The 26,874-nt window shown below is 45.8% G+C and carries 23 protein-coding genes, 1 other RNA gene and 1 other annotated feature; of the genes, 3 read left to right on the top strand and 21 right to left on the bottom strand.

Annotation, left to right across the window (positions count from 1 at the left end; genetic code table 11):
• Window positions 1-170: 170 nt before the first annotated feature.
• The 7 genes from bioB to cymR all read right to left on the bottom strand — a co-directional run bounded on the left by bioB (window position 171) and on the right by cymR (window position 7,908).
• Window positions 171-1,178, bottom strand: a complete 1,008-nt coding sequence (gene bioB / locus ATG71_RS11895; RefSeq protein ID WP_098439782.1) for a biotin synthase BioB — start codon at window positions 1,176-1,178, stop codon at window positions 171-173.
• Window positions 1,179-1,193: 15 nt separating this feature from the next.
• Window positions 1,194-1,790 (bottom strand): biotin transporter BioY, encoded by a 597-nt coding sequence (locus ATG71_RS11890; RefSeq protein WP_098439781.1) that lies wholly within the window; start codon window positions 1,788-1,790, stop codon window positions 1,194-1,196.
• Window positions 1,791-1,924: 134 nt separating this feature from the next.
• Window positions 1,925-4,321 carry an SF1B family DNA helicase RecD2 gene (recD2, locus tag ATG71_RS11885; protein WP_098439780.1) on the bottom strand — a complete coding sequence of 799 codons (2,397 nt, stop codon included), beginning with the start codon at window positions 4,319-4,321 and terminating at the stop codon, window positions 1,925-1,927.
• 17 nt (window positions 4,322-4,338) lie between these two features.
• Window positions 4,339-5,010: a tetratricopeptide repeat protein gene (locus ATG71_RS11880; RefSeq protein WP_098439779.1), complete on the bottom strand. Its 672-nt coding sequence runs from the start codon at window positions 5,008-5,010 to the stop codon at window positions 4,339-4,341.
• A 156-nt stretch (window positions 5,011-5,166) separates the two neighbouring features.
• Window positions 5,167-6,282 carry a tRNA 2-thiouridine(34) synthase MnmA gene (gene mnmA, locus ATG71_RS11875; protein ID WP_098441806.1) on the bottom strand — a complete coding sequence of 372 codons (1,116 nt, stop codon included), beginning with the start codon at window positions 6,280-6,282 and terminating at the stop codon, window positions 5,167-5,169.
• Window positions 6,283-6,332: 50 nt separating this feature from the next.
• The gene (locus tag ATG71_RS11870; RefSeq protein ID WP_098439778.1) at window positions 6,333-7,475 is read right to left on the bottom strand and encodes a cysteine desulfurase family protein; all 1,143 of its coding nucleotides are present in this window, start codon (window positions 7,473-7,475) and stop codon (window positions 6,333-6,335) included.
• A gap of 13 nt (window positions 7,476-7,488) precedes the next feature.
• Window positions 7,489-7,908, bottom strand: coding sequence for a cysteine metabolism transcriptional regulator CymR (gene cymR, locus ATG71_RS11865; protein ID WP_034757332.1), 420 nt, complete (start codon window positions 7,906-7,908; stop codon window positions 7,489-7,491).
• A 210-nt stretch (window positions 7,909-8,118) separates the two neighbouring features.
• Here cymR and ATG71_RS11860 point away from each other — a divergent pair, with 210 nt between their 5' ends.
• Complete coding sequence (locus ATG71_RS11860; protein ID WP_179886646.1) at window positions 8,119-9,387, top strand: replication-associated recombination protein A; 1,269 nt, start codon at window positions 8,119-8,121, stop codon at window positions 9,385-9,387.
• 123 nt (window positions 9,388-9,510) lie between these two features.
• The gene (locus ATG71_RS11855; protein WP_098439776.1) at window positions 9,511-10,230 is read left to right on the top strand and encodes a protein-glutamine gamma-glutamyltransferase; all 720 of its coding nucleotides are present in this window, start codon (window positions 9,511-9,513) and stop codon (window positions 10,228-10,230) included.
• 47 nt (window positions 10,231-10,277) lie between these two features.
• Here ATG71_RS11855 and ATG71_RS11850 read toward each other — a convergent pair whose 3' ends face one another.
• The 10 genes from ATG71_RS11850 to ATG71_RS11805 all read right to left on the bottom strand — a co-directional run bounded on the left by ATG71_RS11850 (window position 10,278) and on the right by ATG71_RS11805 (window position 19,027).
• Entirely contained in the window at window positions 10,278-11,228 is a 951-nt protein-coding gene (locus ATG71_RS11850) for an ABC transporter permease (RefSeq protein ID WP_098439775.1), read from the bottom strand.
• The gene (locus ATG71_RS11845) at window positions 11,221-12,147 is read right to left on the bottom strand and encodes an ABC transporter ATP-binding protein (RefSeq protein ID WP_098441805.1); all 927 of its coding nucleotides are present in this window, start codon (window positions 12,145-12,147) and stop codon (window positions 11,221-11,223) included. The genes ATG71_RS11850 and ATG71_RS11845 overlap by 8 nt, the downstream gene beginning before the upstream one ends.
• Window positions 12,147-12,857 carry an ABC transporter ATP-binding protein gene (locus tag ATG71_RS11840; protein WP_098439774.1) on the bottom strand — a complete coding sequence of 237 codons (711 nt, stop codon included), beginning with the start codon at window positions 12,855-12,857 and terminating at the stop codon, window positions 12,147-12,149. Before ATG71_RS11840 ends, ATG71_RS11845 begins: the two co-directional genes overlap by 1 nt.
• A gap of 2 nt (window positions 12,858-12,859) precedes the next feature.
• Window positions 12,860-13,234, bottom strand: coding sequence for a GntR family transcriptional regulator (locus tag ATG71_RS11835; protein WP_098439773.1), 375 nt, complete (start codon window positions 13,232-13,234; stop codon window positions 12,860-12,862).
• A gap of 3 nt (window positions 13,235-13,237) precedes the next feature.
• Window positions 13,238-14,017 carry a hypothetical protein gene (locus tag ATG71_RS11830; RefSeq protein ID WP_098439772.1) on the bottom strand — a complete coding sequence of 260 codons (780 nt, stop codon included), beginning with the start codon at window positions 14,015-14,017 and terminating at the stop codon, window positions 13,238-13,240.
• Window positions 14,018-14,177: 160 nt separating this feature from the next.
• A complete protein-coding gene (locus ATG71_RS11825; RefSeq protein ID WP_098439771.1) occupies window positions 14,178-14,942 on the bottom strand; it encodes a tRNA threonylcarbamoyladenosine dehydratase in 765 nt (254 codons plus the stop codon).
• A 199-nt stretch (window positions 14,943-15,141) separates the two neighbouring features.
• Window positions 15,142-15,331, bottom strand: a non-coding RNA gene (gene ssrS, locus ATG71_RS11820) — 6S RNA.
• A 70-nt stretch (window positions 15,332-15,401) separates the two neighbouring features.
• The gene (aspS, locus tag ATG71_RS11815; protein ID WP_098439770.1) at window positions 15,402-17,168 is read right to left on the bottom strand and encodes an aspartate--tRNA ligase; all 1,767 of its coding nucleotides are present in this window, start codon (window positions 17,166-17,168) and stop codon (window positions 15,402-15,404) included.
• A 31-nt stretch (window positions 17,169-17,199) separates the two neighbouring features.
• Window positions 17,200-18,474: a histidine--tRNA ligase gene (gene hisS, locus ATG71_RS11810; RefSeq protein ID WP_098439769.1), complete on the bottom strand. Its 1,275-nt coding sequence runs from the start codon at window positions 18,472-18,474 to the stop codon at window positions 17,200-17,202.
• 74 nt (window positions 18,475-18,548) lie between these two features.
• Window positions 18,549-18,780 (bottom strand) — a binding site (T-box leader).
• Window positions 18,781-18,850: 70 nt separating this feature from the next.
• Entirely contained in the window at window positions 18,851-19,027 is a 177-nt protein-coding gene (locus ATG71_RS11805) for a hypothetical protein (protein ID WP_034757305.1), read from the bottom strand.
• Window positions 19,028-19,188: 161 nt separating this feature from the next.
• Between ATG71_RS11805 and ATG71_RS11800 the strand changes: the two genes are divergently transcribed.
• Window positions 19,189-20,991 (top strand): N-acetylmuramoyl-L-alanine amidase family protein, encoded by a 1,803-nt coding sequence (locus ATG71_RS11800; RefSeq protein ID WP_142953478.1) that lies wholly within the window; start codon window positions 19,189-19,191, stop codon window positions 20,989-20,991.
• A 51-nt stretch (window positions 20,992-21,042) separates the two neighbouring features.
• Here ATG71_RS11800 and dtd read toward each other — a convergent pair whose 3' ends face one another.
• The 4 genes from dtd to recJ all read right to left on the bottom strand — a co-directional run bounded on the left by dtd (window position 21,043) and on the right by recJ (window position 26,809).
• A complete protein-coding gene (gene dtd, locus ATG71_RS11795) occupies window positions 21,043-21,486 on the bottom strand; it encodes a D-aminoacyl-tRNA deacylase (RefSeq protein WP_098439767.1) in 444 nt (147 codons plus the stop codon).
• 13 nt (window positions 21,487-21,499) lie between these two features.
• Window positions 21,500-23,689 carry a RelA/SpoT family protein gene (locus ATG71_RS11790; RefSeq protein ID WP_098439766.1) on the bottom strand — a complete coding sequence of 730 codons (2,190 nt, stop codon included), beginning with the start codon at window positions 23,687-23,689 and terminating at the stop codon, window positions 21,500-21,502.
• Between the two features lie 253 nt (window positions 23,690-23,942).
• On the bottom strand, window positions 23,943-24,455 hold the full coding sequence (locus ATG71_RS11785; protein WP_060670793.1) for an adenine phosphoribosyltransferase: 513 nt from the start codon (window positions 24,453-24,455) through the stop codon (window positions 23,943-23,945).
• The gene (gene recJ, locus ATG71_RS11780; protein ID WP_098439765.1) at window positions 24,446-26,809 is read right to left on the bottom strand and encodes a single-stranded-DNA-specific exonuclease RecJ; all 2,364 of its coding nucleotides are present in this window, start codon (window positions 26,807-26,809) and stop codon (window positions 24,446-24,448) included. The genes ATG71_RS11785 and recJ overlap by 10 nt, the downstream gene beginning before the upstream one ends.
• Window positions 26,810-26,874: the final 65 nt, after the last annotated feature.

Here is a 26,874-nt window from a genome sequence, read left to right as displayed (position 1 = left end):
CCGGATAATGGTGATTATTCCCTACCATCATGTCCAATCAGTGCATGTTTTATACTTGTTTAATGAGTTGTGACGCCCGAACATTGATGCAATATCAACGTTCTTATATAGTGTGGGATATTTTCCTGAATTCATGATGAGTAACCTTTTCCATAGCATCCATTGAATTTTTATCGTGTGGTGACGGACTCCCCGATTTCTTGTTTCACATAGTCAATTTCAAATCCGAGATCTTCAAGCATTTTATGGTCCGCTGTGCCGTCCTGCCCGGCTGTGGTCAAGTAATCCCCGACAAAGATCGAGTTTGCGGGATAAAGACCCAATGGCTGAAGGCTTCGGAGGTTCACTTCACGCCCACCGGATATCCTGATCTCTTTCGTCGGATTGATGAAGCGCATCAAGCAAAGGACCTTTAAGCAATATCTCGGGTTCAGTTCATCCGTTCCTTCAAGAGGTGTCCCGTCGATGGCATGAAGAAAATTGACCGGAATCGAGTCGGCATCGAGAATCTTCAGGCTATGCGCCATATCCACCACATCCTGCAGCGTTTCTTTCATTCCGACGATGATTCCAGAGCAAGGAGAGATCCCCTGAGCTTTTGCCTGCTCCACGGTATTCACCCTGTCTTCATATGTATGGGATGTGGTGATGTTTTCATGGTGGTTAACGGATGTATTGATATTATGGTTGTACCGGTCCACCCCTGCTTCCTTTAACCGTTTCGCCTGGTCACCCTTTAATAATCCGAGACACGCGCATACTTTCAAGTTATACTGTGCCTTGATTTCTTTTACCGCCGATACAACATGATCCACTTCCCGATTGCTTGGGCCCCGGCCACTTGCGACGATGCAGTAGGTGCCGACATTTAGTTGATGAGCATTTTCAGCTCCCTTCATGATGGTTTCTTTATCCACCATGCGGTACTTCTCGATCGGTGCATCAGAGACGCTCGACTGGGAACAGTACCCGCAATTCTCAGGACACAATCCCGATTTGGTATTGATGATCATATTTAATTTGACCTTATTTCCATAATAATGTTTCCGGATCACGTACGCACTGTGCAATAACTCCAGAAGCTCATCATCCGGACTTTGCAGGATGGCTAAAGCTTCTTCATTCGTCAGTTCTTTCCCCTTGATCACCTCATCCGCAAGTGCTTTCCACGATTTCATCTGACAACCTCCCCATTAAGCTGCACGCTTTAAATTTCTGAATGTACTTTTTGACAGGACCGATTTTTCTAAACGATGAGCCATGACACCTGCACAGACGGCTAAAATGATGTCTTTAGGCAGTGGGACGACCATCCATGCCCATGCGAGCTTATAGGTGAATCCTTCCGGTGCTTGTGCCCAGAACTTGTAGGCAGCGTACATCCAGTTTGTTCCGACTACATAATTGACCACCATCCCGACCAGTGCGGCGAAGATATATACGTTGATTCCTTTATGTTTTTCCACGATTTTACCTGTGATGTAAGCCGTGAAAATAAACGAAACGACAAATCCGAAAGTTGGGCTCACTATAGAAGATAACCCTGCTCCAAATCGTGCAAATACAGGGACACCCACGAGTCCGACCAATGCGTACACTGTCATGGAAATCGCCCCGATCCTGCTTCCAAGGATCGCCCCTGCTAAAATGGCGAAAAAAGTTTGTAACGTTATCGGCACACCGCCCACCACCATAAAAGGTACGAATGTTGTGATGTTGGCACCGATCGCCATTAGTGCAACAAACATCCCTGCCAGTGTAAGATCGATTGTCCTTAGTTTTCTTTTCATCTGTCTTCCCCCATCTGTCATTTTTTCTACAAGATAAGGATATCGCTTTCAATAAATATATGTCAACTTAAATTTAATATCGGTTTACAATAAACTTAAAAAAAGTTGATGAATGAAATCGTCATTCACCAACTTTATGCCTTCATGAAATCGTAAGGAGAGATCCCTTCCATTCCAATCATCGGGTCTTCATTCAGCAGGATTTCTTCAATGCGTAAGTCCTCACTTGATAAATCCTCTTTTACATGAGCCTCAGGGTCCAATAAGCCTCTCAGCTTCTCACTCAAGGTCGTTTTCCTGAGAAAGTCATCTTCCCTCTCCACTCCAAGCTTGAAAGCATCGAGCTCCCCGCAGAGAATGAGGAACTGTTTGCTCCTAGTGATGGCCGTGTATAGGAGATTTCTCCGTAACATACGGTAATAGCTCTTCACGACGGGTAAAATGACAATGGGAAACTCGCTCCCCTGGGATTTATGGATCGAACAGCAATACGCATGGGTGATTTGCATGAGGTCCTGCCGTGTATATGTGACCTCATTGCCTTCATATGAAACAATGATCATGTCCTGTTTCTCAGTGTTTTCCTTTGCATAAAAGATCGAAACGATTTCACCGATATCCCCGTTAAAAACATTGTTTTCAGGCTGATTGACAAGCTGAAGGACCTTATCCCCGATCCGGTATTTCACGTCCCCGAAGGCGATTTCTTTGCGGGTCCCATCATTACTGTTAAAGATTTCCTGAAGCAGTTCATTCAAGCGGTCAATACCTGCAGGACCCCTGTACATAGGGGCAAGTACCTGTATATCTTTAGGTGAGTAGCCCTTTTTCTTGGCATTTTCCACCACTTTCTGAACGACCTCGGAAATCTGATTTGTCCTGCAGGGAAAGAACGAACGATCTTTCTGCTGTTTGGTCAAATCTGCGGGAACCTGTCCCCTTTTCATATAGTGAGCAAGTTCAATAATCGAGGAACCCTCTTCCTGCCTGTAAATATCCGTCAACCTGACAGTCGGCACGCTCTCCGAATTCAATAAGTCCTTCAGTACCTGACCTGGACCGACAGACGGCAATTGATCTTCATCCCCGACAAATATCACTTGAATATCCTCAGGCAGAGCCTTCAGCAATTGATGGGCAAGCCAGGTATCTACCATGGACACTTCGTCCACAATCAACAGCTTGCCCTCGATCGCCCGTTCTTCATCGCTCTGAAATCCTTCCTGACCATTCCATCCGAGAAGTCGGTGGATCGTCATGGCCGGCAGCCCCGTGGATTCTGTCATCCGCTTAGCTGCACGTCCTGTAGGGGCCGTCAGCAATACGGGGAACGGTTCATCCTTGTAATCCTTGGGATCCAGCGAACACCCGTGAAGATCGGCGAACAGTTCGACGATCCCCTGAATGACGGTGGTTTTCCCCGTACCGGGTCCCCCCGTCAATAGAAGCATGGGAGACATCAATGCCGTCTCGATGGCTTCCTTTTGAGAAGGCGCATACTGCACCCCAAGCCTGTCCTCCAGGGCCCCCAGTGACAGAAGGAATTCAGACTGGGGGAATTGATCTTTATACTGGGTCTGGGAGAGTATCTTTTCAATATTGGTCACAATCCCCTTTTCAGAGAAATATAGGGAGGGAACATACACCTTCGTCCCTTCACCGATGACTTTGCTTTCTTCCTCCAAGGAAACCAATTGAGTGGAAATGTCCGTGTATTCGATTCTTTCAGGCTGACTTTTCTCAAGGAGCTCTTTCACCGTTACAATGAGTTCCTCCGCTTCAAGATACACATGGCCCTGCTTGACGCATGTTTGTTCCAGGGTATATAAACAGCCGGCTTTGATCCGGTCCGGATGACTGCCTGTCAAACCAATCTTTGACCCCAATTCATCTGCCCGGGTGAAGCCGATCCCTTCAATATCTTCCACAAGCTTATAAGGATTCTTTTGAATGATTTCAAGTGCCTGCTCTTTATAAGCCTGATACACCTTCATGGAAATCTGGGGACCAAATCCAAGCTCATTCAGCATGATCATGACCCGCTCGAGTCCCTGATGCTCAGATAACGTATCATAGATACTCTTCGCCTTTTCTTTTGGAAGCTTTGGAATTTCATCCAAGAGGCTTGGATTTTCGAGAATTTTACCTATCGCATTTTCCCCGATATGCTCCACGATCTTCTCAGCTGTTTTTTTCCCGATCCCTTTGAAGAGATCACTTGATAAATAATGGACGACGCCCTGTGTAGTTTGGGGGATTTCTTTCTTGAAATGCTTGGCATGAAACTGCATGCCGAATCTCGGATGCTCTTGAAATCTCCCATAAAATATATAGGTCTCATCTTCATGTATCTTAGGAAAATTCCCAGTTACGACCGCTTCTTTATCCTCATAAGAATCATTTGTTTCATCTACACGGATTCTGACAACCGAATAGAGGTTCTCCTCATTATGAAAAATGGTGACAAGATGCCTTCCTTTTATATAGATTTCTTCCTCACCAAACAGCTTTAAAGAGTCTTGCTGGCTCAAGGCAGTGAACCCCCTAACTATTCACTTTGTTCATTTTTAAGCTTCTCGATCATCTTGATGCCATAACCCGCCAGCATATGATCAGGTTGAACGTCAATGGCTTTGTTGAAATACATGAGTGCCGTATCAGCATCATCCTTATGACCTGCATACGCAACCCCCAGATTGTAATAGGCATCTGCATGCTCCGGATCTGCTTCCACCACTTGGGATAATTGAGTGATCGCTTCTTCATATGCTTCCACTTTAGCAAGACACAATCCTAATTGGAAACGCGCTTCGATGTCTTCTTCATTCAATTCAACACTTCGCTGAAAGTACGGTAGTGCAAATCTTGGCTGATCTAACTGGAACAGACTCATTCCCAGCATGAAGAATACATCGGCATTCTCCATTCCTTTGGAGATGGCCTTTTCAAATTGATCTTTTGCTTCGTCAAACTTATTCTCATTGAAAAAGAGATTCCCGAGAGAGTAATAAGCTGCTCCTGCGTTTTCATCGACGGAAATCGCCCGTTCAAAAAACTTCTTCGCTTTCTCATTGTCGCCAACCGACATCAATACATTTCCAAAATTGATATACCCGACCGGCTCCTTCGGGTTTTCTTCGATGGCTTCTGTAAAGAGTTTTACCGCCTCTTCTACTTTTCCTTCTTGCAATAACTCAATGCCTTTTAAATTCTTATCCAATGTAAACACCTCTATATGGTCTATTATTTATGTATGTACTTCCTTTTATCGTTACTAGTATAACATAAGGGACATCCCGAAATGGAATCCTTCCTTGATGAAAAAAAGGACTGAGAGAAAAGAGATTCCCTCTCTCCTTATCTCAGTCCTTTTGCTTTATCCGACGTATGTCAGTTTTTTGTCATCTTTAATGATGGTGTCAATCGTTCCTCCACCAAGACACTCATCCCCGTTGTAGAATACAACGGCCTGTCCCGGTGTCACCGCTCGAATAGGTTCATCAAAGATGACCTTCACCTTGCCATCTTCCATAGGGATGACCGTTACCTTATTATCCGCCTGGCGGTAACGGAATTTTGCCGTGCATGCGAACTCAGAGGATTTCTCTTCGTTCGATGTCCAGTGAACATCCGTCGCAAGGATGGAATCGGAATAAAGGGCTGGGTGCTCAAAGCTTTGACCTACGTAAAGGACGTTTCTTTCCAGGTCCTTCCCGATGGCGAACCAAGGCTCACCTGCACCACCGATGCCAAGGCCGTGACGCTGACCGATGGTATAATACATCAACCCATCATGTTTCCCCATCACTTTCCCATCCAGTGTCTCCATCTTTCCAGGCTGCGCCGGAAGATAGTTACTCAGGAAATCCTTGAAGTTACGTTCACCGATGAAGCAGATTCCCGTACTGTCTTTCTTGGTTGCAGTAGCAAGGCCCGCTTCCTTGGCAATTTCACGTACCTTCTTCTTATCGATGCCGCCTAGGGGGAACATCACTTTCTCAAGCTGTTCCTGCCCGAGCTGATTGAGGAAGTATGTTTGATCCTTATTGTTATCGACGCCACGGAGCATCTTATACTCTCCGTCACGATATTCGACCTGGGCATAGTGACCCGTTGCGAGATAATCCGCCCCTAATTTCAGTGCATGATCAAGGAATGCTTTGAACTTGATTTCCTTATTGCACATCACATCGGGATTCGGTGTCCTGCCGGCTTTATATTCATCCAGGAAGTACGTAAACACTTTATCCCAGTATTGTTTCTCAAAATTCACAGCGTAGTAAGGAATCCCAATTTGGTTACATACCCGAATCACATCGTTGTAGTCTTCGGTTGCCGTACATACTCCGTTTTCATCGGTATCATCCCAGTTCTTCATGAAAATCCCGATGACTTCATAGCCCTGCTGTTTCAATAATAATGCGGCTACAGAAGAATCCACCCCCCCGGACATCCCAACGACCACTCTCGTATCCTTTGGTTCTTTTTTCACTAACGCCACCTCCTTCTTTCTTTTCGATCGCCCCATTAAAGACGACCCTCTTATGTTGTTAATCTCTTCACGATGTTTGCGACTTCATGGGCCGTCCTCTTAATCTGCTCCTCCGTATTTCCAAAACCGAAGCTGAAACGGATGGAATTCCTTGATTGCCCAGACTGTTTCCCATACATCGCCACGAGTACATGTGATGGTTCTATCGATCCAGCCGTACAAGCGGAACCGCTTGAAACGGCGATACCTGACATATCCAAATTCATCAGCATGGATTCTACATCCGTGCCGGGAAAGCTTAAGTTTAGCACATGGGGTAATCCGTGCTCAAGGGATCCGTTCTCTTCGAATTCAATCCCCTCATCACCCAATGTTTGTCTAAGTAAATTCTTGAGACCTGAGAGCGACGCACGCTTCTCTTCAAGAGAATGCTGGGCCAGTTCCACTGCCTTGCCGAGACCCACGATTGCAGGGACATTTTCTGTTCCGGCACGACGTTTCCGTTCCTGCTCGCCGCCGTGTGATCCCGGCTGCAGGTCCACCCCTTTATGGGAATAAAGAAAACCAATTCCCTTGGGACCGTTGATTTTATGACCTGAAACGGAAAGTAGGTCAACCCCCAGGTCCCATACATCGATGCTGGTCAATCCGAAGGCCTGTACAGCATCCGTATGAAAAATGGCCTGATGACCCCGTAATAATTCACCGATTTCTTTAATCGGCTGCAAGGTCCCCACTTCATTATTCCCGTACATGATCGTGACGAGGATGGTTTCATCACGCAGTTCCTTTTCCAGGTCCAAAAGCGATATCCTTCCTGAGCGGTCCACAGGCAGGTACGTGACCTCGAAGCCTTTTGACTCGAGAAATTCACATGCATGGAGCACTGCATGATGCTCGGTCTGTGTCGTAATGATGTGGTTACCCTTTTCCTTATTGGCTTCGGCCGTTCCGATGATCGCCAAATTATCCGCCTCAGTTCCACCACTGGTGAAAATGATCTCATTGTAATCTGCATGGATGCTTTCTGCAATGATGGTCCGTGCATGATCAACAAGATGACGTGATGCACGTCCAAATGAATGAATGCTTGAAGGATTACCAAAGGACTCCTTCATCACAGCTGTCATTTCATCGATCACTTCAGGATGCATGGGCGATGTTGCAGCATGATCCAGATACACTCTTTCCATTGATTGTTACCTCCTAGATATAGAACATATACGCATCTGATTCCCCGTCATCAGAGTGGCTGGCCAAATCTTCTATTGTAGTATTGTCGAGTACTTCTTTGACTGCATCACGGATCCTGATCCACAATTCACGCTTTGCCGGTTCCTCGTCCTCGATTCCTTCCACGGGACTGATCGGACCTTCAAGGATCCGGATGATATCCCCCGCTGTAATGTCAGATGGCTCATGGCCCAATACATAACCGCCATACGCCCCCCTGATACTTCTGACCAGACCGCCGTTCCGCAATGGAGCGACAAGCTGTTCAAGATAATGTTCAGACAGCTCATGCTGCTGTGCGATGGTTTTCAGTGAAGTCGGACCTTCACCATGGCGTTTTGCAAGTTCTATCATAATGGTTAAACCGTAACGGCCTTTAGTTGATATCTTCATGTCCAGCACCTCTATTATATTTAATAACGTCACATGTTGAGACGGGACGTTTTTCTACTTATTGACTTTTGTTATTATAGCATATTCGCGCCCTCACTGTGAAAGGGGCGGTTTCAATCTCATTGTGCATCCACAATATTTCCTTAATGGTATCTCCTGTGATAAAGTGAAGGGTATTAGAACGTCAGTTTGGAGAGATGTTTCATGTCGATAAAACCACTTGCCTTTAAGATGAGACCAAGGACCATCGAGGAAATCATCGGGCAGCAGCATTTAGTCGGGGAAGGAAAAATCATCGACCGGATGGTGAAGGCGAAGCAGCTATCATCCATGATTCTGTACGGTCCTCCCGGCATTGGAAAAACGTCCATTGCAAGTGCCATAGCCGGAAGTACAAAGTACCGTTTCAAAACCCTGAACGCCGTGACGAATAATAAAAAAGATATTCAAATCGTAGCGGAAGAAGCGAAGATGTCAGGTAAGGTGATCCTCCTATTGGATGAGGTCCACCGACTGGATAAAGGAAAGCAGGATTTTCTCCTTCCTTATTTAGAGAACGGAATGATCACATTGATCGGGGCTACAACAAGCAACCCCTATCATGCCATCAATCCCGCGATTCGAAGCAGATGCCAGATTTTCGAATTAAAGCCCCTTTCCATAGAAGAAATGAAAATAGCCCTGACCCGTGCCATCGAAGATGAAGAACGCGGCTTGGGCGGATATTCACTCGATGTAACCGACGAAGCGATTGAACATTTTGCAAGCAGCAGTTTCGGTGATGTAAGAAGTTCACTGAATGCATTGGAATTGGCTGTATTGTCCACTTCACCAGGTGACGATGGGGTCATTCATATTGATGTCTCCATTGCAGAAGAGTGCCTTCAAAAGAAAAGCTTTTCTCACGATAAAGATGGCGACGCTCACTATGATGTCGTCAGTGCATTTCAGAAATCGATTCGTGGGAGTGACGTGAATGCAGCCCTCCACTATCTCGGTAGACTCGTGGAAGCAGGTGACTTGCCGAGCATTGCACGGAGATTATTGGTCATTGCCTATGAAGATATCGGCCTTGCCAATCCCCAGGCTGGACCACGGACACTCGCTGCAGTGGAAACTGCTGAGAAGATCGGGTTTCCTGAAGCCAGGATCCCGTTGGCGAACGCCATCATCGAGCTTTGTCTATCGCCGAAATCGAACTCTGCGATCACCGCCATCGACCTTGCCCTTCTTGACATCCGGAAAGGCAAAAGCGGTGAGGTGCCGGATCACCTGAAAGATGCACACTACCAAGGGGCGAAGGAATTGGGCAGAGGTGTGGAATATAAATATCCACACAGCTATGAATCCGGATGGGTGGCGCAAACCTACCTGCCGGATAAACTGAAAAAGGCTCACTACTACACCCCGAAAGCCACAGGGAAATTCGAACAGGCCATCGCTCAGGTGTATGAGAAGATAAATAAGCAGGTAAAATAACCTGAAAACTTAGTGGAAGAAGAGACGGAAGAGTATCGTTTCTTCTTCCATTTTTTTCACTGTGTTATTACCATATCCTCAAGCCCAAACATACATTAATAAAAAGGCCTGGAGGTGTATGGATTGATCATCATCGAAAATGAATCCACCCCTAAGGATTTACCGAACCTGACCGCTGTTGAAGAAAATATATTTACTATGTTAAAAGAGGGCCCCACCGAGTATCGGTATCGGAATCTTCCAGAGCTCAAATATGAGCTGAAAGTTAGAGAAAGAATCATTTCTAATGCGAAAAAAATGAATGAAAGTGACACCACTTTTTCAGCCTTCGAACATTCGAAGTTCAACCCGACATTTTGGACCAAGACCCCTTACGGATACCAGCTGAAGGAATCCAAGCTCCCATCAGACGCCATTGATGATATCTTCACCAACAGTTCTGCGTACAGCTTCGAATGTGTCACAAGCATTGTCCTGCTTTACTATAAATCCATCCTTGATACGATCAACCCTTCTTATTTCAATGAACTCTACTCTCATCTCCTTGTATGGGGCCACAACTATGATGATGATCTTCCGATGGTCACATACAAAGGGCTCGATTATATCCCCGGGGATGTCTATTACTTCTTCAATCCCGATTTCGAAGATCCGATCTGGATGGGTGAAAACTCGGTCTTTATAAAAGAAGATCAGTATTTCGGTCACGGGGTGGGGCTCATGACACATGACGAAATGATTGAAGCCCTGAATACACTTCGCAAAAAGGATGCAAAGAAGTCCGCCTACCTCCTTGAACAAGTGACACGCCTCAAATTTTCTGATTTATATCGATACACATAAAGAGGGACGGACTATGATAAGTCCGTCCCTCTTTATGTTCTGCTTTACTATGCCGCCACATCCCTCTTATTAAAGACGAGGAAGGTAAGCAGCTGGAAGATGATGAAGTAAATGATGAGCATTGTGATGGAAAAGCCCATAGTCATGCCGTCCACGAGTGGCGGTGTAAAGCCTGTGTACTGTGTCAGGTCTGTGTTGGCGAACAGACTGTATTTTGCCCAGTCGAATTTAAGGGCGAGCAAGCTTGTGGCGTTGCCCCCGACGAATAGAAGGAATAAAGAAATCCCGATCGCCAGTGAGCTGCTTCTGAACACAGCTGAAATCATAAAGGCCATGGTAGCCATCATCACAATATTGACGGTTTGTAATAAGTACGTCTTGATCAAGTATCCGACGATATTCTGTTCAACCACTTTCCCATCGACAAATGCAAGATGAGTGGACTGATCTGTCCCTCCGAACAATAGAAGTCCAAGAAGGAGTGATACGACAAATAATAATAACAACATACTTATGCCGTACAAAATGACTGTAAAGTATTTAGAAAGAAGGATCTTGGTGCGTGAAATAGGACGGATGAGCAATAGCTTGATGGTCCCCCAGCTAAATTCACTTGCGACGATACCTGCTGCCACGATGATGGTGAATAATCCAACAACCAGAACGATATTGGCATTCGTTTCTACGAACGTCCAGGCCGTTTCTTTTACCTTTGGTTCTATATCGTTCTCAATGCGGTATTCGTTAATCGCGATTCTTCTTTCAGTGTCTTTTTTAATAAATTTATTCAAATTTGGAGTTTCAGCCAACATTTGCTTTTCTGATTCCACCTGGGCTGATAGTTCCTGTTTCCAGTCATTCATTTCTTTCGCTTTCGAATCACTATATTTGGTGAATGCGCCTGTCACTCCAATAATGAGAATCAACAGTCCAAGCATGACAAACGTTCCGACCCGCTTGAAGATTTTGGTCCATTCATTTCTAATAAGACTAAGCATGCATGACCTCTCCTTTATCATTTGTAATTTCCAGGAACCTGTCTTCCAGTGTTTTGGCTACAGGCATGACGCTGTAAATCTGCACATCGGCTTCCACCAGTGCCCTGATGACATCCGGCACTTGTTCTTTTGTCAGGGCCACCTGAACTTGTGATCCCTGGGATTCAAACTTGATTCCGGGATCGAAACTATTAAGGACGGCTTTGATTTTTTCCACGTCGTTGATTTCAAAGTGATAGACCTGTTCAGATCCTTCTACAAAGTCCCTGACTTGTTGCACATCGACAAGCTTACCGGACTGGATGATCCCGATCCGGTCACACATCATCTCCATCTCGGATAATAAGTGACTCGATACGATGACTGCCATGCCCTCTTCCTGTGCAAGTTTTCTGATATAGGCACGGATTTCACGTATCCCCGCCGGATCAAGACCATTTGTCGGTTCATCGAGAATGAGTAGTTTCGGTTTATGAAGAAGGCATTGAGCAAGTCCCAGTCGCTGTCTCATACCAAGGGAGTACGTCTTCACCTTATCATTGATGCGATCTGTCAGGCCGACCAGTTCGATGACTTCCTTCATCCGTTCATCGGAAATCCCCTTTTGCATGCGCGCAAAGTGCTTTAAGTTCTGATAACCGGACATGAACTTATAGAGCTCAGGGTTTTCGACGATGGCTCCCACATCCTTTATGGCACCTTCGAAGTCTTTCTTGATGCTTTTTCCTGAGATGAGGACATCTCCTTTGGAAATATTCATCAACCCGACGATCATGCGGATCGTCGTCGTTTTCCCTGCACCATTGGGTCCAAGGAAACCGAATACTTCCCCTTCATATACGTCGAACGTTAAATTATCAATGATGGTTTTTCCTTTGATGACTTTGGAAACACTTTGTAATTGCACAACCGTCTTCATCATTTCATCTTCCCTTCTAATTTTGTTGTCTTCTTCAACCACTGCAGGACAGATAAACCTTCTGATTCTCTCAGCTCTTCCACCTGACAATGGCCTATTATTTCTCCATCCGATATGATATAGGCCTCATCCAGGATCGCTTCAATCTCATCGATTTCATGGGTGGCTATGATCACGGTCTGCTGGCCGAAATCAATATAGGATAGAAGGCCTTTCACGATCGTGTCCCTCACCATCGGATCCAACCCCGAAAATGGTTCATCGAGGAGCAGCACTTCTGTATTACGGGATAATGCCAATACGAGCTTCAGCCTGCCCCGGTTCCCTTTCGATAAGTGCTTGATCTTCTTCCCGCTGTCAAGCTCCATGAACTCGACCAGTTCATTCGCTCTCCCTGTATCAAAATCAGGGAATTGAGAGGCGTAAAACCGGATCATCCCCTCAACGGTGAATGCTTCATAAAACATATCCAATTCCGTCAAATAGGCGACTTCACTGGCACTTTTCCTGGTGACTGGTTTCCCGTTCAGGGTGACCGTCCCCGCGTTTGGGAGCACTAGTCCGGCAATCATTTTCAATGTGGTGGATTTCCCACTGCCGTTCGGTCCGAGGAGACCATATATCTTCCCTTTTTGAAAATGAAAGGATGTCTGGTTCAGCGCTATATCGTTTCCGTACTTCTTGGTGATACCCTCAAATTTCACGACCATCTCTATTCCTCCCCTCTTTGATCGAGATATTTTTCAACACCCTGGATCATTTGATCTTTCGTCAGACCCAGTTCTTTCATGTTCCGGATGAAGGACTCGATCACTTCCCTCTGGACCTTTTCATTCAGCTCTGTCAGAACCTCTTCCTTTTCCGTCACAAATGTTCCCTGCCCTCTCCTCGTCTCCACAATGTCCATCCTTTCTAATTCACTGTACGTACGCTGAATGGTATTCGGATTCACTCCTGATTGAACGGCCATCTCCCGGACGGAAGGCAGTTTGTCACCAAGTGCCAACTCTTTCCGTACGATTTCACGGATGATGCGATCAGCAATCTGCAGGTAGATGGGCTTGGAAGCTGTATATTCTTCTGTCATAAGCTACACCTCAACCTTGCGATCCAATAACCGGCAGGAAATGATGAAGACGATGATCATGACCATGCCTTCAAACAGGAAGGGCATGACCGGGAATGGGATCATTTCAGCATCGAAGCCGGCATTCGCCTCATTGGCACCCACAGAGAAAAAGAATCCGGAACTCACCCTTACGGTAAAGGTTTCAAAGAAGAATCTTTCCACCCAGTCAATGCTCATGAGAAAAGCCACTGCACTTTGATAAACAATGATGAATCCCGCTATCACGATCCAGCGGATACTCTTGAGTGACGGATACTTCGAGAGTGAATGGTAGAGCGTCCACAGGAAGATCGTCCATCCGGTAAAGTAGAGTCCGACGATCGTCACGCCAAGATTAAAGAGAATGCCTTCTTTGATTGGCCAATAAGAGAAGAGAGAATCCTCCTGAAAAATGACCATGGTCAGAATCCCCAATATATCTACTACTAAGAGTGATAGAGTGGAATACATAAAGGCAATGATAATTTTGGATAACAGGAGCTTAAATCCGCTATGGGGACTATGAAGCCACAACTGGGTTTTCCCTTCCACCCTCAGCATGGAGCAGACTATCCCAGGAAGAAAGGCGAAATGAAATACTCCGATCATGATGAGGAAAATTTGTGTCACGCTTGGCTCATGGACATAATGGCCAATCACCAACCCTATGACAAAAATGAGAAAAACAATGGCAATCCAGCCATAAAACCAAATACTGGAGGTTTTGAAGTCTTTCCAGAGAAGACCTTTAAACGCATTCATCCTTACACTCCTCCGTAACGTGTTTTAGTGTTCTAGTTAGATAGTACACTACGACACATTGAAACGTCAATCCTTTTTTTACCCATTTAATGGAATACCCTTTTGCATAAAAAAAGACCGAATCCCTTATGAGATTCAGTCCTGTTTCTGCAAACGTCGCTTATTTATCTTTCACCCTTCTAATTTCAATGTCTTTCAGCAATTGGTTCATGACATGACTTGCTGCAATCAGCCCGGCCACGGAAGGAACGAAGGCGTTAGAGGATGGAGGAAGCTGTGCTTTACGGATCTTCGCATCATCCTTCCCGACTTCCTTTCTGATCTCTTCACGGATGACGATCGGGCTCTCATCAGAGAAAACCACCGTGACGCCTTTTTTGATTCCTTCTTTTTTCAGGCGGGTACGAATCACTTTGGCGATTGGGTCTGTATGCGTCTTGCTGATATCAGCAATTTTGAAACGGGTCGGATCGGTTTTATTCGCCGCTCCCATACTCGCGATCAATGGAATATCCCGCTTCAGGCATTCTTTCATTAAATGAATTTTATAGGAAATCGTATCAGAGGCATCAATGACATAATCGAGTCCCTGATTAAAGAATTCCTCGTATGTTTCTTCCGTATAGAACATTTTCAAAGCGATGACTTCACAGTCCGGATTGATGTCCATGATGCGGTCCCTCATCAGATCAACCTTTGGCTGACCTACAGTAGAGAGCAATGCATGCACCTGACGATTCACGTTGGTGATGTCCACATCGTCTTTATCCACTAACACTAAACGACCTACACCGGAACGGGCTAACGCCTCAGCTGCAAAGGAACCCACTCCCCCGATTCCGAGTACGGCCACTGTACTATTTTTAAGGGTCTGGAGACCTTCCTTACCGATCGCTAGTTCATTTCGAGAAAACTGGTGTAGCAAAATAATCAACTCCATTATAAGTATTCAACTAGGTTTATACTGAATTAGAATAAAGGATAGGGAACCGAAAATCAACATGAAATGTTGTCCTTCTCTTTCGTTTACCCCATTAAGGGAAGATTTAGTCCCACCAAAAAAGCCAGGCTGCTGTGAGCCTGACTCTTTACTTTATTAGAAATCTATTATTGGATTTGGTTGATCGAGTCCCAATCGTGCCGCCGCCATCATTTCCTTCGTTTTGAACCCGCTCTCGGCAGGTGGGTGCTTTATTCCACTATTTGTTAGTCCCCGGCACGGGGCATGAACGCCTAGCGGAAACATCAAGCTCCCGAAGTTTGAATTGTTCGGTCAAAACTGTTAGGTAAAAACGTCGTACACATCAGGACTCGTTTGTGATTGTCTAAATAATATCATACCAACAGGATGATTTCAACGAATGACCCCCGGTATTTACTTACATTATTCTACATCGAGTGACAAAGATAATTCTTTCAATTGAGCTTCACTTACTCCACCAGGTGCATCTGTCAGTACACAGCTTGCACTTGCCGTTTTCGGGAACGCAATCGTATCACGGAGATTCGTGCGACCTGCAAGGAGCATCACCAAACGGTCCAGCCCAAGGGCGATCCCCCCATGTGGAGGAGTTCCGTATTCGAAGGCTTCCAATAAGAAACCGAATTGTGCTTCCGCTTCTTCTTTCGAGAATCCAAGCACCTTGAACATTTTTTCCTGAATGTCACGCTCGTATATACGAAGTGAACCGCCTCCAAGTTCGTATCCGTTCAAGACAAGGTCATACGCTTCCGCGCGAACAGATGCAGGGTCGGTTTCAAACAGTTCAAGATCTTCCTTCACCGGCATCGTGAATGGATGATGGGCTGCATAGTAACGGTTCTCCCCTTCGTCGAACTCCAGGAGCGGCCAGTCTGTTACCCAAAGGAAGTTAAATACCGTTTCATCAATCAGCTTCAAGTCTTTCCCTAATTTCAATCGAAGGGCTCCAAGGGCGTCTGCCACGACTGATTTCTTATCTGCCACAAACAACAGCAAGTCTCCAGCTTCCGCATTCGCAGAAGTTGAAATCGCCGAAGCATCGTCTTCAGTCACAAATTTAGAAATTGGTCCTTTCAAACCTTCCTCTTCTACCTTCAGCCAGGCTAATCCTTTTGCTCCGTAGCGGGAAACGAACTCAGTCAAGCCATCAATGTCTTTACGGGAATACTGTGAGGCGCCGCCTTTCACATTGATCAGCTTCACTTGTCCACCGTTTGCGACAGCGCCGGCAAATACTTTGAATCCTGAATCCTTGACGATTTCGGACACATCGATCAGTTCCATGCCGAAGCGTGTGTCAGGTTTATCAGAACCGTAACGGCTCATGGCATCGTCATACGTCATTCGTGGGATAGGCAATGTAACGTTTACGCCTTTCACATCATTCATCAGTTTCTTCATCATATCCTCAACAAGTGATATGATCTGTTCTTTATCCATGAAGCTCATTTCCATATCGATCTGCGTGAATTCTGGTTGACGGTCTGCACGAAGATCTTCATCACGGAAACAGCGGGCGATTTGATAGTAACGGTCGAAACCGGAAACCATCAACAGTTGCTTAAAGATTTGTGGTGATTGTGGCAGGGCATAGAATTCCCCTTTATGAACCCGGCTCGGAACGAGATAATCACGCGCCCCTTCAGGCGTACTCTTTGTTAGGATCGGCGTTTCCACGTCCAGGAAGCCGTTATCGTTCAAGAAACTGCGGAAGGATGTCGTTACATTATGACGCATCTTAAAGGTTTCCATCATCGCTGGACGACGAAGGTCTACGTAACGATATTTCAAGCGGACATCTTCCGACACTTCCATCTGGTCATCAATCATAAATGGAGGGGTTTTCGCTTCATTGATGATTTCAACCTCTTCTGCGTGGATTTCCACTTTTCCCGTTTTCAGGTTCGGGTTCACCGTTCCTTCTCCCCTTGCCACGACCGTACCCGTTATGCTCAGGACATATTCATTACGGATTTTCTCTGCAAGGGAAAGGGCCTCTTCCGACAAATCCGGATTAAACACGACCTGTACGATTCCCTCTCTGTCACGCAGGTCGATGAAAATCAAGCCTCCCAGGTCCCTTCTCTTTTGCACCCAGCCTTTGATCGTAATTTTCTCACCGATGTGTGTTTCTGTTATGTCTCCACAATATGCGGTTCTTTTTGTCATCATGTTCTCCTCCTTATCGAATCAACGCGTTCTATTTACCGAGCTTGCTCTTTACATTGTCAACAAACTGATCCAGGCTCACTTCTTCCTGTTCACCGGTAGCCATGTCTTTCAGATTGATTTTATTTTCTTGCAATTCATTATCACCGATGACGGCCACATATTTTGCTTCATAACGGTCGGCCGCTTTGAATTGACCTTTCACCTTGCGATCCAGATAATCTTTCTCGGAAGAAATCCCTGCCGCTCTAAGGTTGTGAAGAAGCTTGGCAGCATAATCTTTCGCGTCATCACCCAATGAAACGATGAAGCACTCGACTCCCTGTTCGATCGGGAGTTCGACCTCTTCTGCTTCCAGGGCCGAAAGCAGCCTTTCAATACTGAAGGCGAATCCGATTCCCGGAGTCTCAGGACCACCGATCATTTCAACCAGTCCGTTGTAGCGTCCGCCTCCGCAAAGAGTCGTAATGGCCCCGAAGCCTTCTGCATCACTCATGATTTCAAAGGCTGTATGATTATAATAATCAAGACCGCGGACGAGGGTTGGATCCACTGTAAATTCCACATCCATGTCTGAAAGGTGAGTCTGTACTTTTTCAAAATACTGCTTCGATTCGTCATTTAAATAATCAAGAATCGATGGTGCTGTAGACATCAGTTCATGGTCGCGGTCTTTCTTACAATCAAGGATCCTGAGTGGATTCTTCTCCAGGCGATTCTGGCAATCGCCGCAGAATTCATCGATCCTCGGTTTAAAGTGATTGATCAATGCCTCTCTGTGTGCATTCCTGCTTCCGCTATCACCAAGACTATTAATGACAAGCTTTAATTGAGTCAGCCCCAGTTTCTTGTAGATTCCCATTGCAAGGGAGATCACTTCTGCATCGATGGCAGGATCTTCACTTCCGAGCGCTTCGACGCCAAATTGGACAAATTGACGGTAGCGTCCGGCTTGAGGCCTCTCATATCGGAACATCGGACCCGAGTAGAAGAGCTTCGTCGGCTGATTCGGGTGACCGAACATTTTATTCCCTACAAAGGAGCGGACAACAGAAGCGGTCCCTTCAGGTCTGAGTGCCAGGCTTCTGCCTCCCCTGTCTTCGAACATATACATTTCTTTCTGTACGATATCCGTCGTATCCCCTACTCCACGGGTGAACAGTTCACTCGCCTCGAAAATCGGGGTGCGGATTTCTTTATACTGATAGTTGTAACAAAGGGTCTTTGCCACTTCCTCTACATACTGCCATTTTTCCACTTCACCAGGCAGAATGTCCTGTGTACCTCTTGGAATCTGAATGGACAAGATGATTTCCTCCTTTTATCGTGCACGTTGATCTTTATGTAAATAAAAAAAGCCCTCAGTCCCTTGTATACTATACAAGGGACGAGAGCTGTTATTCCCGTGGTGCCACCCTAATTGAAGTCTATTGAAAGACCTCCACTTAGCCAGTTAACGCCTGGTACGTTCATCTCCTATTAACAAATCGTTTTCAGAGAGAAACCTCCTGAGTGTTCATTCACTAAGTCACATTGTAGAAATGCTCTCAGCCAAGGCATTTCCTCTCTTTACACGCGGGGGTTAGCTACTATGCTCGATCAACGGTTTTTGTAAATGTTATTTTATTTGTATAATGATACGGTTGGCGCAGGTACATGTCAAGAGGTTAAAGAAAATTTCGTCAGGATCGCTCCATTTTCTTTTTTAACAATTTTACTTCCCGTAATGACAATCCGAATTCGGAAGCAAGTTCCACGTTCAACGCATCTTTTTCACGTTCTAAAAACTGATGGAAATCCACTCCAAATAACTGGTTATCCCCATTTGCGCTCATGAATCCTTTTTCACTCGACCTCACGTACACTCATCCTTTCAAAAACATTCCTACCCTTATCATTTCCAATTACCTATTTTTCTTTCGTTTTAAAGGGATTTTATTTTTTTTATCGTATTAAAACCATAAGGATTTCTTCAGGAACACCCATTCTTTTAAAAAAATGGACAGATGGTGTTCAACACTTGAGCAGGAAAATCCGATATTACTATGGGTGTTTGTATTTCGTACAGGAGGTGACGAAGATTAAAAAAGTAATCGCATCAATGTTGATTGTGCTACTGATGTTCCAGGTGCAGCCCCTCATGGATCAGGCACAGGCTGAAACCGGAAAGGTCACGATCAGCGTCTCGACCCTTAATGTCCGGACAGGACCGGGACTGAGCTTCCCCGTATTGACAACGGTACATAGGGGGGATGAGTACAAAATAGTAGACACGCAAAAAGATTGGTATAAAGTCCAAACCAATAGCGGGGACGGCTGGGTGGCCGATTGGCTCGTGACAGTGGATAAGTCTGTTTCTGCTGATCCCTCCCCTCGAGGTGGCAAGGTGAACACAGACGGTCTCCGGGTCAGAAGTGGCCCAAGCACTTCAGATGACGTCGTGACGGTATTGCAAAAGGGAGATACTGTGACTGTAATGAAAGAAGATGGAGATTGGCTGAACATTGAATCAGGAAGCACCATGGGATGGGTCCACCGTGATTACATAACAGGAACAGAAGCCGCCCAAGGGAAAAAAAAGGTGAGCCAAAAAGGGATCATCACAGATGACGCCTTGAATGTCCGAACATCACCATCCCTGCAGAGCTCCGTCCTTGGCGTTTTGAATAAGGGGGATGAGATAGAGGTGACCGGAAGTGTTTCCGGTTGGTATGAGATCACTTTCGGTGGCGAGGTTGCATGGATCAGTGATTCATACGTAGAGTTCTCTACCGGTTCTGATGAAGCTGAAACAAGACCACCTGAAGAGGAATCAACCTCTGATGGAGAGCTTGTCGGCATCATTTCGGTACACGGTCTCAATGTCCGTGATGAAACCTCCCTGAACGGCCGGATTGTCGGCAAAGTATCCAAGGGTGAGAAATTCACATTGTTAAAAGAGAAAAATAATTGGTATCAAATCAAGCTCCCGAATGGAGATAAAGGGTGGGTTGCCGGGTGGTATGTCCAGAAAACGGTGACAGCCGCCGCCCACGAAAGTAACAGCTCGAATGAGAACATCACGATTCTATACAACGGGACAAATATCCGCAGTGAAGCAAACACCCAGGCAAGTGTGGTCAAACGAGCTTCAAGTGGAGAGTCTTACCAGGTAAAGAGTAAGGATGGAGACTGGTATGAGGTGGAATTAGCCGATGGCAGTGCCGGGTTTGTAGCAGGCTGGGTCGTTTCGGTCCGCTCTGCAGCAGGTGAAAACACGACGCCTGCCCGCAAGAAAAGCGGTGGTCTCGAAGATAAAGTGATCGTGATCGATCCCGGGCACGGAGGAAGGGACAGTGGTACTACGGGAGCAAGTGGTACACTTGAAAAGCTTCTTACCATGAAGACCGCCGAACTCCTTGCCGAGAAGATGAAAAGCGCAGGCGCAAAGGTCAAATTAACAAGAAAAACCGATGAATATGTATCGTTACCATCAAGGGTATCATTATCCCATTATAATCAGGCAGACGCCTTTGTCAGCATACACTTTGACAGCATCATGGATTCTTCCATAGCAGGTCATACGACTTACTACTATCAGAACCAGCAGAAAGAGCTGGCAGAGAAGATCCACGAGAGCCTCTCGGATCGATTGCCAACATCAGACCGGGGTGTCCGTATCGGGGATTATCATGTCATCCGTGAAAACAACCGGCCCGCTGTCCTGTTGGAATTGGGATTCCTCAGCAACCCATCAGAAGAGGCCAATGTAAATACTCAATATTTTCAAGATTTGGCTGCAACGGCCATCTATCATGGTCTGAGTGATTATTTCTCAAAGTGATGTCCATTCAACTAAAAAAGGCTGATTCCGATAGTGGAATCAGCCTTTTTATCAGGTTTTACTCTCGATTAAAAGTGTAACAGGACCATCATTCGTCAGGTTTACATCCATCATGGCACCGAATACGCCTGTTGCCACCCTCACCCCTTTTTCCGCGAGGACCTCATTGAAATAATCATAAATCACTTCTGCATGGTCGGGTTTGGCTGCATTCATGAAATTCGGTCTTCTTCCCTTACGCACATCGCCATACAGGGTGAATTGGGATATGGATAGGATCTCTCCCCCTAGATCAAGGAGTGAATGATTCATCTTCCCCTCTTCATCTTCAAAAATGCGGAGATTGACAACTTTGTCTGCCGCATAACGGGCATCTTCCTGTGTATCTTCATGGGTGATCCCCACAAGCAGTACAGCGCCTGAGCGGATTTCCCCCTTTACTTCTCCATCGACAGTGACGGAGGCTTCTTTACTTCTCTGCAGTACAACCCTCATAAAGAAATCTCCTTTAGTTCATGATTCGTCTTACAGCATATATATCTGAAATCTGTTTGATTCTCTCTACCACTTTGTGAAGATGGGAAATGTTTTGAATCGAAATGGACATATTGATGGTGGCCACTTTGTTCCGATCCGATTTCCCGCTCACAGCCGATATATTCGTCTTCGTTTCATTCACCGCCTGAAGCACTTCATTCAGGAGCCCTCTGCGGTCATAGCCGGAGATTTCAATATCGACATTGTATTCTTTACGGTCGTTCCCGTCGCTCTCCCAAGATACGGGGATGAGGCGCTGTTCCACTTCATCCGCCATGACATTCGTACAATCCGCACGATGCACTGAAACGCCGCGGCCCTTTGTAATGAAGCCGACGATTTCATCACCGGGAACCGGGCTGCAGCAACGGGATAACCGGATTAGGAGATTGTCGATGCCCTCCACCTGTACACCCGCATCTTTCTTGCGCTTGACGGGCTGGGCATTCAATTCCTTCATCGTTTCTTCCAGGTTATCTTCCTGTTCCCGCTTTTTCCGGTGTTTTTCCGTCAGCCGGTTGGCGATTTGAGCCGCAGTGATCCCGTTATAGCCGACCGCTGCGTACATATCATCTTCGTTTGAGAAATTGAATTTCTCCGACACACGCTTGATGTTTTCCGGATTCAGGATTTCCTTCACATCGAAATCCTGATTCTTGATTTCTTTTTCGACCAGCTCACGGCCTTTTTCAATATTTTCTTCCCTGCGCTGTTTCTTGAAAAACTGCTTGATCTTGTTCTTCGCCTGGGACGTCTGGGCAAGCTTCAGCCAATCCTGACTCGGACCATACGAATGTTTGGACGTGAGGATCTCGATGATATCCCCTGTCTTCAACTTGTAATCAAGCGTGACCATCTTCCCATTGACCTTGGCACCGATCGTTTTATTGCCGATTTCCGAATGGATCCGGTAGGAAAAGTCGATAGGGACGGAGCCAGATGGCAATTCCAATACGTCTCCTTTAGGCGTGAATACAAAGACCATATCGGAAAACAGGTCGATTTTAAGAGATTCCATGAATTCTTCAGCATTGGCCGATTCATTCTGGAACTCGAGTATCTCCCTGAACCAGGATAGCTTTTTCTCGAATGAAACAGGTTCATTCGCTTCTTTTCCTTCTTTATACGCCCAGTGTGCCGCTACCCCGTATTCAGCGATCTGGTGCATTTCAAGGGTTCTGATTTGCACTTCCAGTGGGTCGCCTTTAGGACCGATGACCGTCGTATGAAGGGATTGATACATATTCGGTTTCGGCATGGCAATATAATCCTTGAACCTTCCGGGCATCGGTTTCCAGCATGTATGAACAATTCCGAGTACAGCATAGCAATCCTTGATGCTGTCTACTACAACACGGACGGCCAGGAGATCGTAAATTTCATTGAATTGCTTGTTCTGCAAGGCCATCTTACGATAGATGCTGTAAATATGCTTTGGCCGTCCAGAAATTTCAGCCACGATTTTCACATCGCCCAGCTTATCTTTCACTTCATTGACGACTTCCTCTAGATACTGTTCACGCTCCGCACGCTTCTTCTTCATCAAATTGACAATTCGATAATACTGTTGAGGATTTAAATACCGGAGCGACGTATCTTCCAATTCCCACTTGATCTTTGATATCCCCAACCGATGGGCCAAAGGAGCGAAGATTTCAAGTGTCTCATTTGCTATTCTCCGCTGCTTCTCCTGTGGTAAATGTTTCAGGGTTCTCATATTATGGAGGCGATCTGCCAATTTAATCAGTATGACCCGGATATCCTGAGCCATCGCCACAAACATTTTCCGGTGATTTTCAGCCTGCTGCTCTTCATGGGATTTGTATTTAATCTTTCCTAGCTTCGTGACCCCATCAACGAGCATGGCCACTTCGGCATTGAACGCTTCCTCGATTTCACCGAGGGAAATGCCTGTATCCTCCACGACATCATGAAGAAACCCAGCAGCAACGGTTGCCGGATCCATCTCCAGGTCCGCCAGTATCCCTGCCACCTGGATGGGATGGATGATGTAGGGTTCACCAGACTTCCGGTATTGCTCACTGTGGGCATCCCTTGCATACTCATATGCCTTCTGGACCATTTCAACATGCTCATCATTTAAGTATGCTTTTGTTTTATCAATAACCTGTTCCGGGGTTAGTACTTGATCTTTAGCCATGATCAAAATCACCTTTGTATTTTAATATAGTTCACGATTGTTCCATTTTAATGATTGTTACTATTATCAAAAAAAAAACAGCTTCTGTAAAGAGTTTCGCAGAAAATTCTCAGAATCCAACTATTTTTGTCGATAAATGTCGATTCTGTTCTTCTTGAATTAAAAAAATAAGGGCTGACACTTTAACCAGTTGTCAGTCCCTTATTTCAGTATATCACACATTCCATACCTTTATCAGATTTGATAAATGGAATCAGTATTGCATTAATGTCATAATATCGTAGTTCTCAAGTTTGTCGCGGCCGTCAAGGTACGTAAGTTCAATTAAGAACGCAGTCCCTGCAACGATTCCACCCAGTTCTTCCACAAGCTTGATCGTAGCTTCGATCGTTCCGCCGGTTGCCAGTAAATCGTCCGTGATCAGGACACGCTGGCCGGGCTTGATCGCATCTTTATGGATAGTCAATGCATCTTTACCGTACTCAAGGCCGTATTCCTTCTGAATCGTTTCACGTGGTAACTTACCAGGTTTACGGACAGGGGCAAAGCCTACACCAAGTGCATAAGCAACTGGGCATCCGATGATGAATCCACGGGCTTCCGGTCCTACAACCAGGTCGATCTGCTTTTCTTTTGCATATTCCACGATTTGGTCTGTAGCATATCTATAAGCATCACCATTATCCATAAGGGTTGTGATGTCTTTAAACTTGATCCCTTCTTTTGGCCAATTCTCAACGATTGTAACATATTGTTTTAAGTCCATGCTTCTACTTCCTCCTCAATTGTAACAGACTCTTCTATCCTTTCATTAAACCAAGTCTTCAACTCTTGATAGGAAGAATATAACAATTCGTTTTCAAGCTCGTATTGTTGTTGTTTCTTCTGATATGTTCGAGATTCAGAAAGATCTTTCTTGGTTTTCGCAGGATTAAGAGAAATAAATCCATTGTCTATTGTAACAAACTTCAAATCAAAAAACACCTGTGACATGAAATCGATTGTTTCTTTTGACCAGCCTTTGTATTTCGCCAGGTCATCGCCGTGTTTATTGACATCGAAGGATCCCCGCTTGGTTAAAAATCCATAGTACCATTTGAAATGGTCACGGGTCGGCATCGTACTGAAGAAATGATCTTCTTCCTGGAAGAAATGAGCATAGATCCGATGAGGACGCCCCTTCTTCAAAAGCTCTTCAAGCAAAGGCTTGGAATTCGGCAGATCCAACAGCACAAGGCTCGCTTTCTCCGTTGATAACCCATCAAGCGTCGAGCTTTCCTCCAAGAGGATGACTTCCTCTTTCGGCAGATTCAGTTTGTCCAATGTGGATGGGTGGAAACAAACCATCTTCTTATTTTCTTCAGGGATGAGTCCGTTCCATTTATGGACCTGCTTGATTCCCCGGACATCGAATAATTGCCAATGATCGATTTTCACATCATGTAAAAACACCTGGGGCTTCTTGCGGTTGTTCCACTCATTGATGGATAATTCACCAATGACGGACGCCTTTGAAAAAGGCGTCATATGGTCAGCCAGTTCCCCGAGTCCAAATCCTACTCCATCAAGTTGGACCCCTTTGTCTTCCAAAACGAGCTTCAGGTGATTCTGCGCAGATCCGATTTTTTTATAGTGTTCGATGCTCACATCATCGATGATCCACTTAGGCTTAGGATTCTTCATCCCAAAAGGTGCCAAAAGCTGAAGCTTTTCAATCGACTCCACAGAGATTTCGTCCACTGTCACAGGAGCATCGAGTTGGGTGACAGGGATGAAGTCTTCTGGTGTCAGTTCCGTGCCAGCCAGTTCATTCAACCGGCTTCTCAACTGAGCTACATCGTCTAATTGCAGCGTCATTCCGGCAGCCATCGGATGTCCTCCAAAGTGAGGAAGGATATCCCGGCAGGTTGAAAGATTTTTAAACAGATCAAAACCAACGATGCTTCTCGCAGACCCTTTCGCTGTCCCTTTTTCAGAGTCGTAGCTGAGCACGATGGTCGGTCGGTAAAACTTGTCGACAAGTCGGGAAGCCACAATCCCGACAACTCCCGGATTCCAGCCTTCTTTTCCAATGATGAGTACATGGTTATCCTTCAGTGGGAAGTCACTTTCCACCATCTCAACGGCTTCTTCGGTCATTTGGGCGACGATCGCCTGTCTTTCTTTATTTAAGCCGTCAATTTCTTCTGCCAGTGCCTTTGCCTCTTCTTCGTCTTCTGTAAGCATGAGGTCAACGGCCGGATCGGCATCACCTAAACGACCGACGGCATTGATCCGTGGAGCGATCATGAAGCCGACCGTCTCTTCGGTGATCTCCTGCTGTTTCGCATTGGCGATTTTGCATAAAGCTTTGATCCCCAGTCGGTTAGAACCCCGGAGCACGGCAAGACCCCGTTTAGCCAAAAGGCGGTTTTCACCTCTCAAAGGAACGAGATCCGCAATGGTTCCTATCGCGGCAAGATCCAGAAGATGGGTTGGCAGCTCACCATAAAGGGCATGGGCCAATTTAAATGCCACCCCTACCCCGGCAAGTTCCCCAAATGGATAGGCTGCTTCTCCTACCTTTGGATGTAGCAGAGCATACGTTTCCGGTAATTCGGGTCCGGGTTCATGGTGGTCTGTAATGATCAGATCCATCCCGAGATCTTTCGCGAGTCTGGCTTCGTTCACGGCAGAGATTCCTGTATCGACCGTGATAATGAGCGAGAACTCCTCATCCTTCGCCCAGCGGAACGCCACTTCATTCGGACCGTATCCTTCACTGAACCGATTCGGGATATAGAATTCCACCACGGCGCCCAAATCCCTCAGTACCGTCATCATGACCGACGTACTGCTGACTCCATCTGCGTCATAGTCACCATAAACGAGAATTCTTTCCCCGTTTTCGATGGCTTTATGGATTCGTTCCGTTGCTTTTTTCATATCTTCAAATAGGAATGGGTCGTGAAATGAGTCGCCTGAATCAAATAAAAAATTCCGGGCTTCTTCGACATCATGTAGGTCACGGTTTATCAATAATTTCGCTACAAGCGAAGGTACTTTTAATTCATTTGCCAATTCTGCTATTTTATGTTCATCTGATTCTGTCAATATCCAACGTGTTTTTGAGTTTAACATACGTTCACCCCTCAGCCTTACTCATTATACAAAAGTGAGGGGGTTGTTTCAATGTTAATGAAAGT

This window comes from Bacillus sp. es.034 (assembly GCF_002563655.1).
Lineage (GTDB): Bacteria > Bacillota > Bacilli > Bacillales > Bacillaceae_B > Rossellomorea.
This window is presented reverse-complemented; position numbering and strand designations above follow the sequence as displayed.

What these genes read in the sequence shown, in the direction of transcription:
- recJ (WP_098439765.1), bottom strand. Translation starts at nt 26,809, where the DNA reads ATGTTAAACTCAAAAACACGTTGGATATTGACAGAATCAGATGAACAT.
- ATG71_RS11850 (WP_098439775.1), bottom strand. Translation starts at nt 11,228, where the DNA reads ATGCTTAGTCTTATTAGAAATGAATGGACCAAAATCTTCAAGCGGGTC.
- ATG71_RS11785 (WP_060670793.1), bottom strand. Translation starts at nt 24,455, where the DNA reads ATGGACTTAAAACAATATGTTACAATCGTTGAGAATTGGCCAAAAGAA.
- ATG71_RS11845 (WP_098441805.1), bottom strand. Translation starts at nt 12,147, where the DNA reads ATGAAGACGGTTGTGCAATTACAAAGTGTTTCCAAAGTCATCAAAGGA.
- ATG71_RS11840 (WP_098439774.1), bottom strand. Translation starts at nt 12,857, where the DNA reads ATGGTCGTGAAATTTGAGGGTATCACCAAGAAGTACGGAAACGATATA.
- ATG71_RS11790 (WP_098439766.1), bottom strand. Translation starts at nt 23,689, where the DNA reads ATGGCTAAAGATCAAGTACTAACCCCGGAACAGGTTATTGATAAAACA.
- cymR (WP_034757332.1), bottom strand. Translation starts at nt 7,908, where the DNA reads ATGAAGATATCAACTAAAGGCCGTTACGGTTTAACCATTATGATAGAA.
- ATG71_RS11835 (WP_098439773.1), bottom strand. Translation starts at nt 13,234, where the DNA reads ATGACAGAAGAATATACAGCTTCCAAGCCCATCTACCTGCAGATTGCT.
- ATG71_RS11830 (WP_098439772.1), bottom strand. Translation starts at nt 14,017, where the DNA reads ATGAATGCGTTTAAAGGTCTTCTCTGGAAAGACTTCAAAACCTCCAGT.
- bioB (WP_098439782.1), bottom strand. Translation starts at nt 1,178, where the DNA reads ATGAAATCGTGGAAAGCACTTGCGGATGAGGTGATCAAGGGGAAAGAA.
- aspS (WP_098439770.1), bottom strand. Translation starts at nt 17,168, where the DNA reads ATGACAAAAAGAACCGCATATTGTGGAGACATAACAGAAACACACATC.
- ATG71_RS11890 (WP_098439781.1), bottom strand. Translation starts at nt 1,790, where the DNA reads ATGAAAAGAAAACTAAGGACAATCGATCTTACACTGGCAGGGATGTTT.
- dtd (WP_098439767.1), bottom strand. Translation starts at nt 21,486, where the DNA reads ATGAGGGTTGTACTGCAGAGAAGTAAAGAAGCCTCCGTCACTGTCGAT.
- ATG71_RS11870 (WP_098439778.1), bottom strand. Translation starts at nt 7,475, where the DNA reads ATGGAAAGAGTGTATCTGGATCATGCTGCAACATCGCCCATGCATCCT.